The organism is Thermomonas haemolytica (assembly GCF_004346265.1).
Taxonomy (GTDB): Bacteria; Pseudomonadota; Gammaproteobacteria; order Xanthomonadales; family Xanthomonadaceae; genus Thermomonas; species Thermomonas haemolytica.
The window spans coordinates 61,167-77,373 of the sequence record NZ_SMAP01000008.1 but is presented as its reverse complement, the minus strand read 5'-3'; the positions used below and the strand labels follow the sequence as shown (position 1 = coordinate 77,373).

Annotated in this window: 14 protein-coding genes; 4 read left to right on the top strand and 10 right to left on the bottom strand. The window is 71.7% G+C overall.

Annotation, left to right across the window (positions count from 1 at the left end; genetic code table 11):
- The first annotated feature begins 5 nt into the window (after positions 1 to 5).
- A complete protein-coding gene (locus EDC34_RS09925; protein WP_114960625.1) occupies positions 6 to 1,334 on the top strand; it encodes a TolC family outer membrane protein in 1,329 nt (442 codons plus the stop codon).
- Between the two features lie 86 nt (positions 1,335 to 1,420).
- Here EDC34_RS09925 and waaA read toward each other — a convergent pair whose 3' ends face one another.
- Positions 1,421 to 2,710 (bottom strand): lipid IV(A) 3-deoxy-D-manno-octulosonic acid transferase, encoded by a 1,290-nt coding sequence (waaA, locus tag EDC34_RS09920; protein ID WP_114960626.1) that lies wholly within the window; start codon positions 2,708 to 2,710, stop codon positions 1,421 to 1,423.
- Positions 2,711 to 2,753: 43 nt separating this feature from the next.
- On the opposite strand from waaA, the gene lpxL reads away from it, so the two are divergent.
- A complete protein-coding gene (gene lpxL / locus EDC34_RS09915; RefSeq protein WP_114960627.1) occupies positions 2,754 to 3,662 on the top strand; it encodes an LpxL/LpxP family Kdo(2)-lipid IV(A) lauroyl/palmitoleoyl acyltransferase in 909 nt (302 codons plus the stop codon).
- On the opposite strand, the gene EDC34_RS09910 is transcribed toward lpxL, so the two are convergent.
- The 5 genes from EDC34_RS09910 to EDC34_RS09890 form a co-directional block, all read right to left on the bottom strand.
- A complete protein-coding gene (locus EDC34_RS09910) occupies positions 3,653 to 4,972 on the bottom strand; it encodes an O-antigen ligase family protein (protein ID WP_114960628.1) in 1,320 nt (439 codons plus the stop codon). The two genes, lpxL and EDC34_RS09910, sit on opposite strands and share 10 nt — an antisense overlap.
- Positions 4,969 to 6,078 carry a glycosyltransferase gene (locus EDC34_RS09905; protein WP_114960629.1) on the bottom strand — a complete coding sequence of 370 codons (1,110 nt, stop codon included), beginning with the start codon at positions 6,076 to 6,078 and terminating at the stop codon, positions 4,969 to 4,971. The genes EDC34_RS09910 and EDC34_RS09905 overlap by 4 nt, the downstream gene beginning before the upstream one ends.
- A gap of 13 nt (positions 6,079 to 6,091) precedes the next feature.
- Entirely contained in the window at positions 6,092 to 6,295 is a 204-nt protein-coding gene (locus EDC34_RS09900) for a zinc-finger domain-containing protein (RefSeq protein WP_114960630.1), read from the bottom strand.
- Between the two features lie 63 nt (positions 6,296 to 6,358).
- Positions 6,359 to 7,066 (bottom strand): pirin family protein, encoded by a 708-nt coding sequence (locus EDC34_RS09895; RefSeq protein ID WP_114960631.1) that lies wholly within the window; start codon positions 7,064 to 7,066, stop codon positions 6,359 to 6,361.
- A gap of 37 nt (positions 7,067 to 7,103) precedes the next feature.
- Complete coding sequence (locus tag EDC34_RS09890; RefSeq protein WP_114960632.1) at positions 7,104 to 7,694, bottom strand: malonic semialdehyde reductase; 591 nt, start codon at positions 7,692 to 7,694, stop codon at positions 7,104 to 7,106.
- 102 nt (positions 7,695 to 7,796) lie between these two features.
- Between EDC34_RS09890 and EDC34_RS09885 the strand changes: the two genes are divergently transcribed.
- Positions 7,797 to 8,765 (top strand): mitochondrial fission ELM1 family protein, encoded by a 969-nt coding sequence (locus EDC34_RS09885; RefSeq protein WP_114960633.1) that lies wholly within the window; start codon positions 7,797 to 7,799, stop codon positions 8,763 to 8,765.
- Here the strand turns inward: EDC34_RS09885 and glnE are convergent.
- The 4 genes from glnE to groES all read right to left on the bottom strand — a co-directional run bounded on the left by glnE (position 8,739) and on the right by groES (position 15,698).
- A complete protein-coding gene (gene glnE / locus EDC34_RS09880) occupies positions 8,739 to 11,564 on the bottom strand; it encodes a bifunctional [glutamate--ammonia ligase]-adenylyl-L-tyrosine phosphorylase/[glutamate--ammonia-ligase] adenylyltransferase (protein ID WP_114960634.1) in 2,826 nt (941 codons plus the stop codon). The two genes, EDC34_RS09885 and glnE, sit on opposite strands and share 27 nt — an antisense overlap.
- A gap of 416 nt (positions 11,565 to 11,980) precedes the next feature.
- Positions 11,981 to 13,609, bottom strand: a complete 1,629-nt coding sequence (locus tag EDC34_RS09875; RefSeq protein ID WP_114960689.1) for a phytoene desaturase family protein — start codon at positions 13,607 to 13,609, stop codon at positions 11,981 to 11,983.
- Positions 13,610 to 13,717: 108 nt separating this feature from the next.
- Positions 13,718 to 15,355: a chaperonin GroEL gene (gene groL / locus EDC34_RS09870; RefSeq protein ID WP_114960635.1), complete on the bottom strand. Its 1,638-nt coding sequence runs from the start codon at positions 15,353 to 15,355 to the stop codon at positions 13,718 to 13,720.
- Positions 15,356 to 15,407: 52 nt separating this feature from the next.
- Positions 15,408 to 15,698: a co-chaperone GroES gene (groES, locus tag EDC34_RS09865; RefSeq protein ID WP_114960636.1), complete on the bottom strand. Its 291-nt coding sequence runs from the start codon at positions 15,696 to 15,698 to the stop codon at positions 15,408 to 15,410.
- Between the two features lie 185 nt (positions 15,699 to 15,883).
- Here groES and cutA point away from each other — a divergent pair, with 185 nt between their 5' ends.
- Positions 15,884 to 16,207: a divalent-cation tolerance protein CutA gene (cutA, locus tag EDC34_RS09860; RefSeq protein ID WP_114960637.1), complete on the top strand. Its 324-nt coding sequence runs from the start codon at positions 15,884 to 15,886 to the stop codon at positions 16,205 to 16,207.

Here is a 16,207-nt window from a genome sequence, read left to right as displayed (position 1 = left end):
CCCCCATGCCGCGTCGCTCGCTCGCCCTTGCCCTTGCTGCCCTCCTGCTGCCCGCCGCGGCGCAGGCGGATGACCTGCTGCAGAGCTACCAGAACGCACGCAGCAACGACCCGCAATACGCCTCCGCGGAAGCCAACCGCGCGGTGTCCGCGGAACTGCCGGTGCGCGCGCGCTCGGTGCTGCTGCCGAACATCGGCGGCAGCGTCGGCAGCACCCGCTACGACGATGGCATGGGCGCGGTGCGCACCGGCTCCTGGGGCGTGAATCTCAAGCAGTCGCTGTTCGACTTCGGCAGCTACAAGTCGCTGCAGGGCGCCAAGGCGCAGGACCGCGCCAGCGGCTTCACCCTCGAAGCCGCGGGACAAAGCCTGATCACCCGCACCGCCTCGGCCTACTTCAACGTCCTGGTGCAGTTGGAGACGCTGGCCGCGGCCGAGGCCGCCGAGACCGCGCTGAAGAAGCAGTTCGACTTCGCCAGCAAGCGCCTCGAGGTCGGCCTGGCGCCGATCACCGACGTGTACGAAGCGCAGGCCCAGTACGACGCCGCGCGCGCCAATACCCTGCTGGCGCGCAACGCCGCGCAGGACGCCTACCAGGCCCTGCTGGAGATCACCAACACCCCGACCGGCAACCTCAAGGCCCTGCCGGACGACTTCAAGCCGGCGCTGCCGGCGGAGAAGGACGCCAATGCCTGGGTGGCCACGGCACTGGCCAACAACCCCGGCCTGAAGGCGCAGCAGGCCAGCCTGGATGCGGCCGAATCGAGCGTCGCGGCGGCGCGCGCCGGGCACCTGCCCACGCTCGGCCTGCAGGCCTCCTACGGCAAGGCCATCCCGAGCCTGTACGACCCGGCCTTCATCGGTGCCAACAAGGCCACCACCAGCGTCGGCCTGACCCTGAACATCCCGATCTTCGCCGGCGGCGCCACCCAGTCGAACGTGCGCTCCGCCCTGGCCCAGCGCGATGCCGCCGCCGATGCGCTGGAGCAGACCAAGCGCTCGATCGAGCGCAGCACCCGCAGCGCCTACCAGGCGGTGATGGCCGGCATCAGCGAAGTGGAAGCCCGCCGGCTGGCGGTGGTGTCCGCGCAAAGCGCATACGACGCCTCCCAGGTCGGGCTGGAAGTGGGAACCCGTACCGTGCTGGACGTGCTGACCAACCAGCGCAACCTGTTCGCCGCCCAGCAGGCCTACGCGCAGGCGAAATACAGCTTCCTGCTCAGCCGCCTGCAGCTGGCGCAGGCCGCCGGCACCCTGGACGTGGCGGGCCTGGAGGACATCAACCGCCTGCTGACCGCGGACAAGCCGATCGACAAGAGCATTTCCGCGCGCTGACCCGCGCGCGCCGGGACACCGGCATCCCGATTCGACGCAAGAGCGGGCCCTGCCCGCTCTTCGCGTTTCAGCGCGGGTACCGCCGCTCAGTCCGGCAGCAGCGGAGCGATCAGCGCCAGGGTGCGCGCCAGCGCGCCGCGACCTTCTTCCAGCAGGCGGCGGGCGGCCCCGGTCATCGCCTCGCATTCCTCCGGATGCCCGAACAACCGGACCAGCGCCTGCGCCAGCGCCGGCGCATCGGCCACCAGCTGCATCGCATGCGCCTCGCGCAGGCGGCGCGAGATGTCGGCGAAGTTGTGCAGGTGCGGGCCGCTGAGGATGGCGGTCCCGGTCGCCGCCGGCTCCAGCAGGTTGTGGCCGCCGATGGCCTGCAGGCTGCCGCCGACGAAGGCCACCTGCGCGCAGGCATAGAAGTTCAGCAGCTCGCCCAGGGTATCCACCACGAACACCTCGGTATCCGCCTGCGGCCATGTCTGCTCGCTGCGCTGGGCCACCATGAAACCGGCCTCGCGCGCGCGCTGGGCCGCGGCGCGGAAGCGTTCCGGATGCCGCGGCGCCCACAGCAGCAGCGCGTCCGGGTAGTCCGCGCGCAGCCTCGCATGCGCTTCCAGCACCGGGGCTTCCTCGTCCTCGTGGGTGCTGGCCGCGATCCATACCGGCCGCGGCCGCCCCAGCGCGGCGCGGAACGCGGCCACGAACGCCTCCGTCTGCAGCGGGGGCAGGTCGAACTTGAGGTTGCCGGTGGCCTTAACGCGTGCAGGATCGGCCCCCAACGCGATGAACCGGCGCGCGTCCTCCGGCGACTGCGCTGCGATCAGGTGCACCCCGGAGAGCGCGCGCCGGATCAATGGTGCCAGCAGGCGGTAGCCGCGCAGCGAGCGTGCCGACAGGCGCGCGTTGAGGATGCAGGCGGGAATGCCGTGCGCGCGACAGCCGAACAGCAGGTTCGGCCACAGCTCGGTCTCCACGATCAGCGCCAGCGCCGGGCGGAAGTGGCGCAGAAAGCGCGCGACCGCGCCCGGCAGGTCATACGGCAGATAGACGTGCGCGACCGCATCGCCCCACAACGCGCGCACGCGCTCGGAACCCGTAGGCGTGATGGTGGTGACCACCAGGCGCAGGTCGGGATGCATCGCGCGCAGGCGGTCCACCAGCGGCGCGGCGGCATTCACCTCGCCCACCGACACCGCATGCACCCACACCGGCGCCGGCTCCCCCGGCTGCGCATAGCTGGCGTAGCGCTCGTCCCAGCGCTGGAAATAGGCGCGCTGGCGGAAGCCGCGCCAGATCAGGTGGTACAGCGTGATCGGCAGCAGCAGGTAGAGCACGGCCGAGTACAGGCCGCGCAGCACGCGTTCGGTGAAGGTGGCCCGCATTCGCACAGGATAGCGAAGCCGGCGCGCCCGGTAGAATCCCCGCATGGCCGATCAACCGCCGCCCCGCCCGCCGTTCTCGCCGCGCCTGTGGCCGCAGTGGCTGGGCGTGGGGCTGATGATGGCCGCCGCGCGGCTGCCGTGGCCGCTGCAGCGGCGGCTGGGCGCGGCCATCGGCTGGCTGGCGCTGCGCCTGTTGCCGGATCGCCGCGAGGCCGCGCGCACCAACCTTGCGCTGTGCCTGCCGGAGCTCGACGACGACGCGCGCGAGGCCCTGCTGCGCGCCAATTTCCGCGACGTCGGCATCGGCCTGTTCGAGTTCGCGCGCGCCTGGTGGGGCGAGGTCGCGCCGATGCGCGCCACGGCGCACATCGAAGGGCTGGAAATCCTGCAACAGCTGCGCGCAGAGGGCCGCGGCATCCTGCTGGTGTCGGGCCATTTCATGACCCTGGAGCTGTGCGGACGGCTGCTGTGCGACCACGTACCTCTGGCCGGGATGTACCGCCCGCACCGCGGGGTGGTGCTGGAATGGGCGGTGCTGCGCGGGCGGCTGCGCTATGCGCGCGCGATGTTCGCCAACCGCGATACCCGCGGCGCGCTGCGCTACCTCAAGCATGGCGGCATCCTGTGGTATGCGCCGGATCAGGACATGCGCGGCAAGGACACCGTGTTCGCGCCGTTCTTCGGCATCCCGGCGGCCACCATCACCGCCACCCACCAGTTCGCGCGCCTGACCGGCTGCGCGGTGGTGCCGTTCTTCCACCGCCGCGAGGGCGACCGCTACCTGCTGCGCATCGGCGCGCCGCTGGCGCCGTTCCCGACCAATGACGTGCTCGCCGATACCACCGCGGTGAATGCGGCGATCGAAGCGATGGTGCGGCAGGCGCCCAGCCAGTATCTATGGCTGCACCGCCGCTTCAAGCGCCAGCCGGACGGCGCCTCGCGCTATCGCTGAGGCGTGCCGGGCGCCGGCTCCACCGCGCCCCACAGGCTGCCGACGTAGAGCCCGGCCAGCAGCAGCAATACGCCGCCCCAGAAGGTCGAATACGCGGCCAGATGGGTGTTCAGCGGAAACACGCTGACCGCCAGCGCCAGCATTGCCGGGTGCGCGCGCGCACGCGCGGCGGGGTCGGCATAGCGCCAGGCCCGCCACGCCAGCGCGGCACCGGCCAGCCACAGCAGCAGGCCAATGAGGCCGGTTTCGCTGGCCACTTCCAGCACCAGCTGGTGCGCATGCAGGGCCGCGCCCTCGCCCCAGGCCGGGGCCTGGCCCGGCTGCGGATCGCAGGCCGGGAACGCGGCGCGGAAACCGCGCACCCCCACGCCGTTGACTGGATGTTCGCGCAGCATGCACAGCGCGGCCGACCAGATCCGCAGCCGCCCGGACAGCGCGGCGTCCACCGCCTGCGGCTGCGCCTTCAGCACCTGCGCGCTGCGCTGCACACGCTCCTGCACCGCGGGCACCGCCACCGCCAGCGCCACCATCGCCAGCGCGGCCACCGCCACCAGCGCCAGCAGCCCACGCCGGCCCAGCACGCGCCAGCCCGACCCCAGCAGCACCAGCGCATACGCCAGCCACGCCGCGCGCGCGCCGGCCAGCACCACCACCGCGCCGATCGCCAGCGCCGCCAGCCACCAGCCAGGGCGTCCCGCGCGCTGCCAGACCGCCTCCAGCGCGAACGGCGACAGGCTGGCCAGCACGATCCCGAGCTTGGGATTGCACGGCCCGAACACCCCGGCCAGGCGCCCCGGGGCGATGACATCCTCGGCCCGGCACAGCGGCTGCCCCAGCAACGCCCGCCGGCCCTGGTCGAGCAGCCAGAACAGCGGGCTGGTGCCAGTGACGGCCGCAACCAGCGCATCCAGCGTCCACGCCAGCGTGATTGCCGCCACTCCGGCAAACACCCGGCGCCGCCCGTCTTCGCGCGCGACCGCGATCGCCACCAGGCACAGCAGCGGCAGCGCCAGCACGTCGGTGAGCACCTTGCGCGCCGCCTGGCCCAGGTCCGCCGCCCCCGGCAGCGACAGCAGCTCCGGCAGCCAGTAGGCGCAAAACAGCACGCAGGCCAGCGCCCACGCCGGCCCCGACAGCAGGCCCAGGCCGCCGCGGAAGCGGCGCAGCGCCAGCTCGGCCAGCCCTGCCAGCGCGCCCGCGGCCAGCAGCGCGGCCGCGATCCCGTGCAGCGACCACAGCGCGACCACCAGCAGCACCCAGGCCGGCGCCCAGCGCAGGGCGCGCGCCGGTTCGATCCGCGCTTCGTTCATGCCCCCAGCACCGCGTGGTAGAGCGCCAAACCTGCCTCCTGCATCGCCTGCAGCGACGGCGGCATCGTAGCCGGCAATGCCGGCGGATGCAGGCACCACGCGCGCACACGTGCATGCAATGCGGCCTGATCGAACGGCGCGATCGCGCCCTCCGGCAGCCAGTGCCGCAGCGATTCGCCCACCCCGCCATGCGCCCAGCCCAGCACCGGCCGCCCTACCGCCCAGGCCTCGAGCACGGTGCGCCCGAACGCCTCCGGCTGGCGCGACAGCTGCAACACCAGATCGCAGGCGGCATACGCCTCGGCGATGGCCTCGATGGGCGCGGTGATCGCCAGCGCCTGCGCCACCCCGGCCGCGTGCGCCTGCGCCCGCAGTTCGCGCACATAACGCGCGCGCCCCGGCTGCTGCGCGCCGGCCAGCCACAGCCGCGCGTCCTGCCCGTCCGCGCGCAGATGCGCCAGCAGCGCGATGGCATCGGCATGGCCCTTCAGCCGGGTGCCGCGCCCGGGCAGCAGCAGCAGCGGGCCGTCCCCGCCCAGTTCCGGATGCCGCCGCGCCACCCGCGCGCGCGCCTTCGGGTCGGGCCGCGGCGCGCGTGGAAATGTCGAAGGATCGACCCCGCGCGGGATCACCACCAGCCGCGCCGGGTCGGTCGCCGGATAGTGCCGCAGCACATGCGCGCGCACGGCCTCGGACACGCATTCCACCCGCTCGCCGTACGTCAGGATGGCGCTGTAGCGCGAGGGCGAGTTGAGCCCGTGCACGCTGGTGACGAACCGCGGCCGCGTCGCCGCCGGCATCCCGCGCAAGGCCAGATACGCCAGCCAGGCCGGCAGGCGCGAGCGCGCGTGCACGATGTCGGCCGTGGCGAACAGGCGCCGCAGTGCGGGCAGATGGCGCAGGACCAGCGGCGACTTGCGGCCGATGGCCAGCGCGACGTGCTCGGCGCCGAGCGCCTTTAGCTGCGGCAGCAGGCGCCCGCCGGCCGCGACCACGCTGGCGCGGTGGCCGGCGCGCACCAAGGCCTGCGCCATTTCCAGGGTGGAGCGCTCGACGCCACCGGCGTCCAGCGCGGGCAAGAGCTGGATGACGTGCAGGCGGCGCACGCCCGCGGCGCGGTCAGTCCACCAGCACGTATTCGGTGCCGCAGTACGGGCACTTGCTGTGGCCGCCGTCCTCCACGATCGGGAGATACACCCGCGGATGCTCGTTCCACACCGCCATCGACGGCAGCGGGCAGCTCAATGGCAGATCGGCGCGATGCACCGGATGCGGCTGCGGGCGCGTGGCGGACGAGGACGGATGGGAAGCAGGCTGGGCCATGGGGATCTGACGCGGTTGCGGAAACCGCGCCAGTTTACCGCGCACCACGGTGAGCGCGCCGGTTCAGCCCGGCAGTTCGAACACCAGCACGTCGCTGCCATCGGCATGACCACGCAGCGCCAGCGTTCCGGATTCACCCTCCAGCCCCAGCGCATCGCCGGCGGCGAGCCGGCGCGCATCCACGTCCAGCGCGCCGGTGGCCACGTGCAGCCAGTAGCGGCGACCCGCCTGCAGCGGCAGATCGAGCGTATCGCCGGCATGCAGGCGGGTGGCCAACACCCGCGCCTGCTGGCGGATCGCGAGCGACCCTTCCGCCCCGTCCGGCGAGGCCAGCACCGCCCAGCGCGCACGCCGCTCCTCGGGATCGAAATGGCGCTGGGCATAGGCCGGCGCGTGGTTGAGCCGCTCCGGCTGGATCCAGATCTGCAAAAAATGCACCGGCGCGGCCGGATCGGCGTTGTATTCGCTGTGTTCGATGCCGTGCCCGGCGCTCATCCACTGCACGTCGCCGGCACGGATCACGCCTTCGTTGCCGGCGCTGTCCTTGTGCGCCAGCGCCCCGTCCAGCACCACGCTGAGGATCTCCATGTTGGCGTGGCGGTGCGGGGCGAAGCCGCCGCCCGGCGCCACCACGTCCTCGTTGATCACGCGCAGCACGCCAAAGCCCATCCACGCCGGGTCGTAGTAGTGCCCGAACGAGAACGTGTGGCGGCTATGCAGCCAGTCCAGACGGACGTCGCCGCGTTCGGCGGAGGGGCGTTCGAGGATCATGCGCGTGTCCTGCGGCGGGTGCGGGGCGGGGTGGCGGTCACAGGATCCGGCAGGCTTCGTCGAACGGCAGCCGCGGCGAACGCGGGAAGATGCTGGCCGGATCGCCGTGGCCGATGTTGACCAGGATGTTGGAACGGATCGAGGTGCCGGCGAAGAAGGCCGCGTCCACCTTGGCGTTGTCGAACCCGGTCATCGGACCGCAGTCCAGCCCCAGCGCGCGCGCGGCCAGGATCAGGTAGGCGGTCTGCAGCGCGCTGCTGCGCATCGCCACCCAGGCCAGGTTGTCCGGCGCGCGGTGCTCGAACCACGGCTTGGCGTCGGTGTGCGGGAACAGCACCGGCAGCTTGTCGAAGAAGCGCAGGTCGTAGCCGACGATGGCCACTACCGGCGCCGCCATGGTCTTCTTGTAGTTGCCTTCCGACAGCGCCGGGCCGAGCTTGGCCCTGGCCTCCTGCGACTTCACGAACACGATCCGCGCCGGGGTGGTGTTGGCCTCGGTGGGACCGAACTTCATCAGGTCGTAGAGCTGGCGCAGGGTGTCGTCCGACACCTCGCCGGTGAAGGCGTTGTAGGTGCGGGCGGTGCGGAACAGCTGGTCAAGGGCGGCGTCGTTCAGCGTCGAATGCATGGCGGGCTCCACGGGTAAGGGCGGGATGAAGCGAATGCCGCACAGTTTATAGTTCCACCAAAGCGCGCAATAACGCATGCGCGGAACGTATCGACGCCCAGCATGAAACAATCCACCGCCACCGCGCTCGCCGCCTGCCTGGCCGTGCACGATGGCCGCGCCGGCAATGCGCGACAGGCGCTGGCGCTGGCGCGCGCGCTGCAGCCGCAGGCGGGCGAGCTGGTGCTGCAGCCGCGCGCGCCCTGGCGCTGGTGGGCGCCGCGCCGGCTACCGGGCGCCGCGTTCGGACTCGGCGCACCATTGCGAACGGCGCTGACGCAGCCGCCCGGGTTGGCGGTGGGCTGCGGGCGCCAGGCCGCGCTGGCCACCCGCCTGCTGCGGCGGGCCGGCGCGCGCGCGGTGCAGATCCTCGACCCCCGCCTGCCGCCGCGGCACTGGGACCTGCTGGTGGTGCCCGAACACGACCGCCTGCGCGGCGACAACGTGCTGACCGTGCGCGGCAGCCTGCATCCGGTAGACGACGACTGGCTGCTGCGGGCGGTGCCGGCCTTCCCCGCGCTGGCCGCGCTGCCGGCGCCGCATACCGTGCTGCTGGTGGGTGGCCCCAGCCGGCATGCGGCGCTGGATGACACCGAATTCGCGGCCCTGCTGCGGCAATTGGCCGCGCACGCGCGCGCCGAAGGCGGCAGCTTCAGCGCGATCGCCTCGCGGCGCACGCCGCCGGCCTGGCGCGCCGCGCTGGGGGCGGTGGATGCCGGCGTCCCCGGCCTGCGCTGGCGCGATACCGGCGACGGCGCCAACCCCTACGCCGGCCTGCTGGCGCACGCCGACCGCCTGGTGTGCACTCCGGATTCGGTGAACATGCTCAGCGAAGCCGCGGCCACCCACGCGCCGCTGTTCCTGTGGCAGGCCGCGCGGGTGCGCGGGCGGGTGCAGCGCTTCGCCGCGCAGCTGCTGGACGACGGCCGCGCGCGCGCGCTGGACGCGGCGCTGGACGCCTACCCGGTCACCCCGCTGCGCGAAACCGCGTGGGTGGCGGCGCAGCTACGCCAGCGGCTCGGCCTGCGCTGAAGTCCCCAGTAGCCCCGCGCAGGCCGTGCAGATGGCGGCGCGCGCCTGCTCGATCGCGGGCGTGCGCGGGGAGCGCCGCGGACGGCGGTCGAGGGTGCAGCGCAGGCCGGCATCCAGCAGCGTCGCATGCGCCGCCTGCAAGGCCGCGTAGGTGGCCGTATCCAGTCCACCGGCCGCATGCACCGCCTCCAACAGACGCGCGGTGGCTCGCGGCTTCAGCAGTGCCGGATGCGCATGCGCATCGCGTAGCACCAGGTACTGCAGCAGGAACTCCAAATCCACCAGCCCGCCCTCGCCCTGCTTGAGGTCGAACAGTGCCGCGTCGCTGCGGTCCAGCTCGGCGCGCATGCGCCGGCGCATCGCCGCCACATCCGTGCGCAACCCCGGCTCCGCGCGCGGGCGCGCCAGCACCTGCGCCCGCACCGCCTCGAAATCGGCGGACAGCGCGGCATCGCCGGCGATCGCACGCGCGCGCACCAGCGCCTGGTGCTCCCAGGTCCACGCACGCTGGCACTGGTAGTCGCGGAAGCTGGCGAGGCTGGACACCAGCAACCCCTTGGCGCCGTCCGGGCGCAGGCGCACGTCCACGTCGAACAGGCGGCCGGCGCTGGTGCGCACGCCCAGCAGCGCCACCAGCTTCTGCCCCAGGCGTGCATACCAGCGCGGCGCGTCCAGCGCCCTGTCCCCATCGGAGACCGCCTCCGCCGGGGCGTCGTACAGGAACACCAGGTCGAGGTCGGAGCCGAAGCCCAGTTCCTCGCCGCCCAGGGTGCCGTAGCCGAGCACCGCGAAGCGGCCGCCGGGGATGCGACCGTGCGTGACCTCCAGCTCGTCACGGGCGAGGTGCAGCACCGCGGCCACCACCGCATCCGCCAGGTGCGCCAGATGGCGCGCGCAGTCCTGCGCATCGATGCGGCCGTCCAGCAGCGCCAGCGCGAAGCGGAAGCTCAGCGCCTGCCGCACCTCGTTGAGCGCATCCAGCGCGGCCTCGGTGTCGTCCGCGCGCAGCACCGCCGCGCAGGCCGCGCGCATCGCGTCGGCGTCCGGCAGCTCGCCGCCCACGCGCACGTCCAGCAGCTCGTCCAGCAGCAGCGGATAGGCGGCCAGGCGCTCGCCCAGCAGGGCGCTGCGCGCCAGCGTGCCGACCAGCCGCGCCAGCGCCGCCGGCTGTTCGTCGAGCAGGGCCAGGTAGCTGGTGCGGCGCAGGATCGCCTGCAGCAGCGGCAGCACCCGCCGCAGCACCATGTCCGGCTGCGCGCTGGCGGCGGCCTGTGCCAGCAGCGCCGGCAGCACCCGATCCAGGCGCGCGCGCGCGGCATCCGACAGGTCACGCACGCCGGGGCTGCGCGCGAAATCACGCAGGCTGGCGTGCAGCTCGGGCGCCTGCGCGAAGCCGGCCGCCTCCAGCGCTTCGGCGCGCGCATGCTCCGGCAGCCCCTGCCAGTAGGCCGCCAGGCCGTCGCCCTCTGCGCCGTCGCGGCGCCGGCGCGGCGCCAACAGCGCGGCGAACTCCTCGCTCACCCGCTTCCGCGTTGCCGCCAGGTCTGCCTGCAACGCGGCCCAATCCGCATAGCCGAGCCCTGCGGCGATGCGCGCCTGCGTGCGCGGATCGGCCGGCAGCGCGTGCGTCTGCGCATCGCCCAGCATCTGCAGGCGGTTCTCCAGCCGGCGCAGGAAGCGGTAGGCCTGCGCCAGCGCCGTCGCGGTCTGCGCCTGCACGTGCCCGGCGGCGGCCAGCGCCTGCAGCGCGTCGAGCAGGCCGCGCCGGCGCAGCGCCGGCTCGCGCCCGCCGCGGATCAGCTGCAGCGCCTGCACCAGGAACTCGATCTCGCGGATACCGCCGGGGCCGCGCTTGATGTCGTCGGCCAGATCCTGGCGCGCCACCTCGGCGGCGATCATCGCCTTCATCGCGCGCAGCCCGTCGAGCGCGCCGTAGTCGAGGTAACGGCGATACACGAACGGCCGCAGCGTCTCCAGCAGGCGCGCGCCGGCGGCCAGATCGCCGGCCACCGGGCGCGCCTTCTGCCAGGCGTAGCGCTCCCAGTCGCGGCCCTCGCGCTGGAAATAGGCCTCCATCGCGGCGAACGACAGCGCCACCCGGCCGGCGCTGCCGAACGGGCGCAGGCGCAGGTCCACGCGATGGCAGAAGCCGTCCGCCGTCACCTCGTCCAGCAGCTTGGCCAACTGCTGGCCCAGCCGCGCGAAGTAGTCCTGCGCATGCAGCGCACGCGCGCCCCCCGCCTTCGCGGGGGCAGGCTCGGACTCGCCCTCGTGCTCGTAGGCGTACACCAGGTCGATGTCGGAGCTGAAATTCAGCTCGCGCCCGCCCAGCTTGCCCAGCCCGAACACCACCAGCCGCTGCGGACTGCCGTCGGCCGCGCGCACCACCCCGAAGCGCTGCGCGAACTGCGCCTCCAGCGCCTCCAGCGCCAGCCGCAGGCAGGTCTCGGCCAATACCGTGCTGCCGCCCAGGATCTCCTCCACCGCAGCGCCGTCCACCACGTCGCGCCAGACCAGGCGCGCCGACTCCGCCTGTCGATAGCGGCGCAGCAGGCACGGCCATTCGCCGGGGGCGTCCGCCGGCAGCTGCGGAGGCGGCAGCGGGGTCGCGGCATCCGCGCGCAGGCGGGCGAGCAGTTCCGGCTGCCGCACCAGCACGTCGATGGCGAAATCGCTGGCCAGCGCCAGGCGCGCCAGCGCGGGCGCATCGGGGAGTGCGGTCGCATCCACCGCCGCGCGCAACCGCTGCAGCGCGCGCGCCTGAAGCTCTGCCAACGCCGGCGGGATGTCCTGGCTCATGCGCCGATTGTGGCATCCCCGTCGCGGCGGAACTCCCGCAATCCCCGGCGATGAACCATAAAAAAGCCCGCTTCGACCGAAGTCTCAGCGGGCCTGCTCCCTCCCCCACGTCGGGACGCGGGCCAATCGTGAAGGAATCGTGAGTGGGTTTGCACGCTGCACTGCAAAATAGGACTTGTGGGTATAGCAATACCCCCGAAATCCTGCTAAGCACGACGGCCGATCTGGCATGCCCGGACCGGTAGGCCCGGCCCCGTTTACCGTTCTACAGGCTCACCGCGAACGGGCACGAGGCAGGTCGCTCGCAGATGACACGGCCCGCAACTGGCCCACCACAAGCGGCCAGCGCCGCATCGCACCGCGATCCGGACTGCCGCGCCTTCGGAGCGACTGGCCGCTGAAGGCGGCCACCCGCGTCAGTCCGGACGCGGGCCGCGGCGCAGATCGCGCAGGATCTCGCGTGCGGCGTTGCGGCCCGGCAGGCCGGTGACGCCACCGCCGGGATGGCTGCCGGAGCCGCACAGGTAGAGCCCGCGGAACGCGCCGCGGTAGGCGCCCTGCCCCAGCAGCGGGCGCGCGCTGAACATCTGGTCCAGCCCCAGCGCGCCGTGGAAGATGTCGCCGCCGACCAGGCCGATGCGGCGCTCCAGGTCCAGCGGCGAGAGCGCCTCGTAGCCCAGCACGCTGCGCGCGAAATTCGGGGCATAGGCGTTGACGGTGTCGATCATCAGTTTCGCCACGGTGTCGCGGTGCGCATCCCAGCCGCCGTCCTCGTCGGCGAGGGTCGGGTTCACGTGCTGGCAGAACAGGCTGGCCACGTGCTGGCCCGGCGGCGCCAGGGTGTCGTCCAGGGTGGAGGAAATCACCACCTCCACGATGGGCTGGCGCGCCCAGCCGGGGTTGTGCGCGCGCGATTTGGCATCGAAATAGGCCTGCTCGAAATAGCGCAGCGACGGCCCGATCAGGATGCCGCTCTGGTGGTGCGGCTGTAGCCGGGTGCCGGGCATCGCGGTGAAGTCCGGCAGCTCGGACAGCGCCACGTTCATGCGGAAGGTGCCGGAGCCGCAGCGGTAGCGGCGGATGCGCTGCGCGGTGTCGTCATCGAGCTGGCCCGGTTCCACCAGCTGGGTGTAGAGCAGCTTCGGATTGAGATTGCTGGCAACGGTCGCCGCGCGCAGTTCGCGCCCGTCGGCCAGCGCCACGCCGACCGCCTTGCCATCGCTCACCAGCAGCTTCACGACCTCGGCCCCGGTCTCGATGGCCACGCCGCGCGCCTCGCATTCCTTGCGCATCGCCTGGGTGATCGCGCCCATGCCGCCGATGGCGTGGCCCCACGCACCGGCCTTGCCGTTCACTTCGCCGAACACGTGGTGCAGCAGCACGTAGGCGCTGCCCGGCGTGTACGGGCTGGCGAAGTTGCCGACCACCGAATCCCAACCCAGCGCCGCCTTGAGCGGCTCGCCCTCGAACCAGTCGTCCAGCAGCTCGCCGGCCGACTTGGTGAACAGGTCCAGCAGATCGCGGCGGCTGCGCATGTCCAGCGCCTTCAATTGCCTGCCGACAGCGATCGAATTCAACCAGTCCGCCAGCACGAAGCGGTTGCTCACGTTCGGCGGCGTGCGCCGCATCAACTCGCGCAGCACCACCACGATGCGGTCGAGCATGGCGTAGTACTCGGGCAGGCGCTGCGCGTCGCGCGCCGACCATTTCGCCACTTCGCTATGGGTATGTTCGCCGCCGAGGCGAAAGCTGCGCCCGTCCGGCAGCGGCAGGAAATTCGCATAGGGCCGCTCGACCACGCGCAGGCCATGCGCATGCAGGCGCAGGTCGCGGATCACCGCCGGGTTGAGCAGGCTGACCGTATAGCTGGCCACCGAGTTGCGGAATCCGGGATGGAACTCCTCGGTCACCGCCGCACCGCCGACGATGTGCCGGCGCTCCAGCACCCGCACCTTCAGGCCGGCGCCGGCCAGGTAGGCGGCGCAGACCAGGCCGTTGTGGCCGCCGCCGAGGATCAGGACATCGTCGTTGCAGGTCGCAGGCATCCACCGCCACTCCATCAGGAACTCGCCCGATCATCGCGGCCAGGCCGGAAAAACGGAAGGCCCGCCGAAGCGGGCCTTCCGGTGTCGCGTTGACGCGGTTGGCGCGGATCAGAAGTCCATGCCGCCCATGCCGCCCATGCCGCCGGCCGGCATCGCCGGCTCGTCCTTCTTCGGCAGATCGGCCACCATGGCCTCGGTGGTGATCATCAGGCCGGCGATGGAGGCTGCGTTCTGCAGCGCGGTGCGGGTGACCTTGGTCGGGTCCAGGATGCCGAACTCGAGCATGTCACCGAACTGACCGGTGGCGGCGTTGTAGCCGAACGCACCGCTGCCCTCGGCGACGCGGTTCAGCACCACGCTGGGCTCTTCGCCAGCGTTGGTGACGATCTCGCGCAGCGGGGCTTCCATCGCGCGCAGGGCGATCTGGATGCCGTGGTTCTGGTCCTCGTTGGCACACTTGAGGTCCTTGATCGCGGCCTTGGCGCGGATCAGGGCGACGCCGCCGCCCGGGACGATGCCTTCTTCCACGGCAGCGCGGGTGGCATGCAGGGCGTCCTCGACGCGCGCCTTCTTCTCCTTCATCTCGACTTCGGTGGCGGCGCCGACCTTGATGACGGCCACGCCGCCGGCCAGCTTGGCCACGCGCTCCTGCAGCTTCTCGCGGTCGTAGTCCGAGGTGGTCTCCTCGATCTGCGCCTTGATCTGCTTGATGCGCGCCTCGATCGCGGCGGTGTCGCCGGCGCCGTCGATGATGGTGGTGTTCTCCTTGCTGACCTGCACCTTCTTGGCACGGCCGAGGTCCTTGATGGTGGCCTTCTCCAGGGTCAGGCCCACTTCCTCGGAGATCACGGTGCCGCCGGTCAGGATGGCCATGTCTTCCAGCATCGCCTTGCGGCGGTCGCCGAAGCCCGGGGCCTTCACCGCGCAGACCTTGACGATGCCGCGGATGGTGTTGACCACCAGGGTCGCCAGCGCCTCGCCCTCGACCTCTTCCGCCACGATCAGCAGCGGCTTGCCGGCCTTGGCCACGCCCTCGAGGACGGGCAGCAGGTCACGCACGTTGGAGATCTTCTTGTCGTGCAGCAGGATGTACGGGTCGTCCAGCTCGGCCTGCATCGACTGCTGGTTGTTGATGAAGTACGGCGACAGGTAGCCGCGGTCGAACTGCATGCCCTCGACCACGTCCAGCTCGTTCTCCAGGCCCGAACCGTCCTCGACGGTGATCACGCCTTCCTTGCCGACCTTGTCCATCGCCTGCGCGATCAGCTCGCCGATGTTGGCGTCGCTGTTGGCCGAGATGGTGCCGACCTGGGCGATTTCCTTGCTGGTGGAGCTGGGCTTGCTGATCTTCTTCAGCTCCTCGACCGCCGCGCTCACGGCCTTGTCGATGCCGCGCTTGAGGTCCATCGGGTTCATGCCGGCGGCGACCGCCTTCATGCCCTCGCGGATGAACGCCTGCGCCAGCACGGTGGCGGTGGTGGTGCCGTCACCGGCGTTGTCGGAGGTCTTGGAGGCGACTTCCTTCACCATCTGCGCGCCCATGTTCTCGAACGCGTCGGCCAGTTCGATCTCCTTGGCGACGGACACGCCGTCCTTGGTGATGGTGGGGGCGCCGAAGCTCTTCTGCAGCACGACGTTGCGGCCCTTCGGGCCCAGGGTGGCCTTGACGGCATTGGCGAGCACGTTGACGCCGCGCACCATGCGCACGCGGGCGTCTTCGCCGAAACGGATATCCTTGGCAGCCATTGCGATTACCTCAGTCAGTATTCAGTGGGATGGGGTGGGAAGCGACGCGCGATCAGCCGAGGATCGCGAACAGGTCGTCTTCCTTCACGACCAGCAGTTCGACGCCATCCAGCTTCACTTCCGTTCCGCTGTACTTGCCGAACAGGACCTTGTCGCCGACCTTGACCTGCGGAGCGCGCACCTGGCCGTTGTCCAGCACCTTGCCGGTGCCCACGGCGATCACTTCGCCCTTGATCGGCTTCTCGGTGGCGCTGTCGGGGATGACGATGCCGCCCGCAGACAGCTTCTCTTCTTCCATGCGCTTGATGACCACGCGGTCGTACAGCGGCTTGATGTTGGACATGTGCAACCTCTGCAAATGGTTGATTGTGTGGAGAAAACCCGGAGATTTTAGCAGCCTGCCTTGGCGACTGCCAAAACACGGGACGCAAATCGCCCCGACGCCGGGATGGCCGCAAGATGGGGCGCCCGCCGGGGCTTTCAAGGGGTGGCCGCGCAAATCCGGCGGGCGGGCCGTAGGCTATGCGGATGTCGCTGCTGCTGTGCCTGACCACCTGCCCCGACCCCGACAGCGCCGGCCGCCTGGCCCGCGCGCTGGTGGAAGAGCGCCTGGCCGCCTGCGTCAGCGTGCTGCCCGGCGTGCAGTCCACCTACCGCTGGCAGGGCGCGCTGGAACAGGCCAGCGAATACCTGCTGCTGATCAAGACCACCCGCGCGCGCTATCCCGCGCTACAGGCCCGGCTGCCGGCCCTGCATCCGTATGAACTGCCGGAGCTGGTGGCGGTCGAATCCAGCGCCGCACTGCCGGCGTACCTGCAATGGGTGGCCGCCGCCACCGCGCCCCTGGAATGA

Coding starts and splice junctions, on each gene's coding strand:
- lpxL (WP_114960627.1), top strand. CDS start 2,754: ATGGCCGATCAACCGCCGCCCCGCCCGCCGTTCTCGCCGCGCCTGTGG.
- EDC34_RS09890 (WP_114960632.1), bottom strand. CDS start 7,694: ATGCATTCGACGCTGAACGACGCCGCCCTTGACCAGCTGTTCCGCACC.
- EDC34_RS09900 (WP_114960630.1), bottom strand. CDS start 6,295: ATGGCCCAGCCTGCTTCCCATCCGTCCTCGTCCGCCACGCGCCCGCAG.
- groES (WP_114960636.1), bottom strand. CDS start 15,698: ATGTCCAACATCAAGCCGCTGTACGACCGCGTGGTCATCAAGCGCATG.
- EDC34_RS09875 (WP_114960689.1), bottom strand. CDS start 13,609: ATGCCTGCGACCTGCAACGACGATGTCCTGATCCTCGGCGGCGGCCAC.
- EDC34_RS09885 (WP_114960633.1), top strand. CDS start 7,797: ATGAAACAATCCACCGCCACCGCGCTCGCCGCCTGCCTGGCCGTGCAC.
- groL (WP_114960635.1), bottom strand. CDS start 15,355: ATGGCTGCCAAGGATATCCGTTTCGGCGAAGACGCCCGCGTGCGCATG.
- EDC34_RS09925 (WP_114960625.1), top strand. CDS start 6: ATGCCGCGTCGCTCGCTCGCCCTTGCCCTTGCTGCCCTCCTGCTGCCC.
- waaA (WP_114960626.1), bottom strand. CDS start 2,710: ATGCGGGCCACCTTCACCGAACGCGTGCTGCGCGGCCTGTACTCGGCC.
- EDC34_RS09910 (WP_114960628.1), bottom strand. CDS start 4,972: ATGAACGAAGCGCGGATCGAACCGGCGCGCGCCCTGCGCTGGGCGCCG.
- glnE (WP_114960634.1), bottom strand. CDS start 11,564: ATGAGCCAGGACATCCCGCCGGCGTTGGCAGAGCTTCAGGCGCGCGCG.
- cutA (WP_114960637.1), top strand. CDS start 15,884: ATGTCGCTGCTGCTGTGCCTGACCACCTGCCCCGACCCCGACAGCGCC.
- EDC34_RS09895 (WP_114960631.1), bottom strand. CDS start 7,066: ATGATCCTCGAACGCCCCTCCGCCGAACGCGGCGACGTCCGTCTGGAC.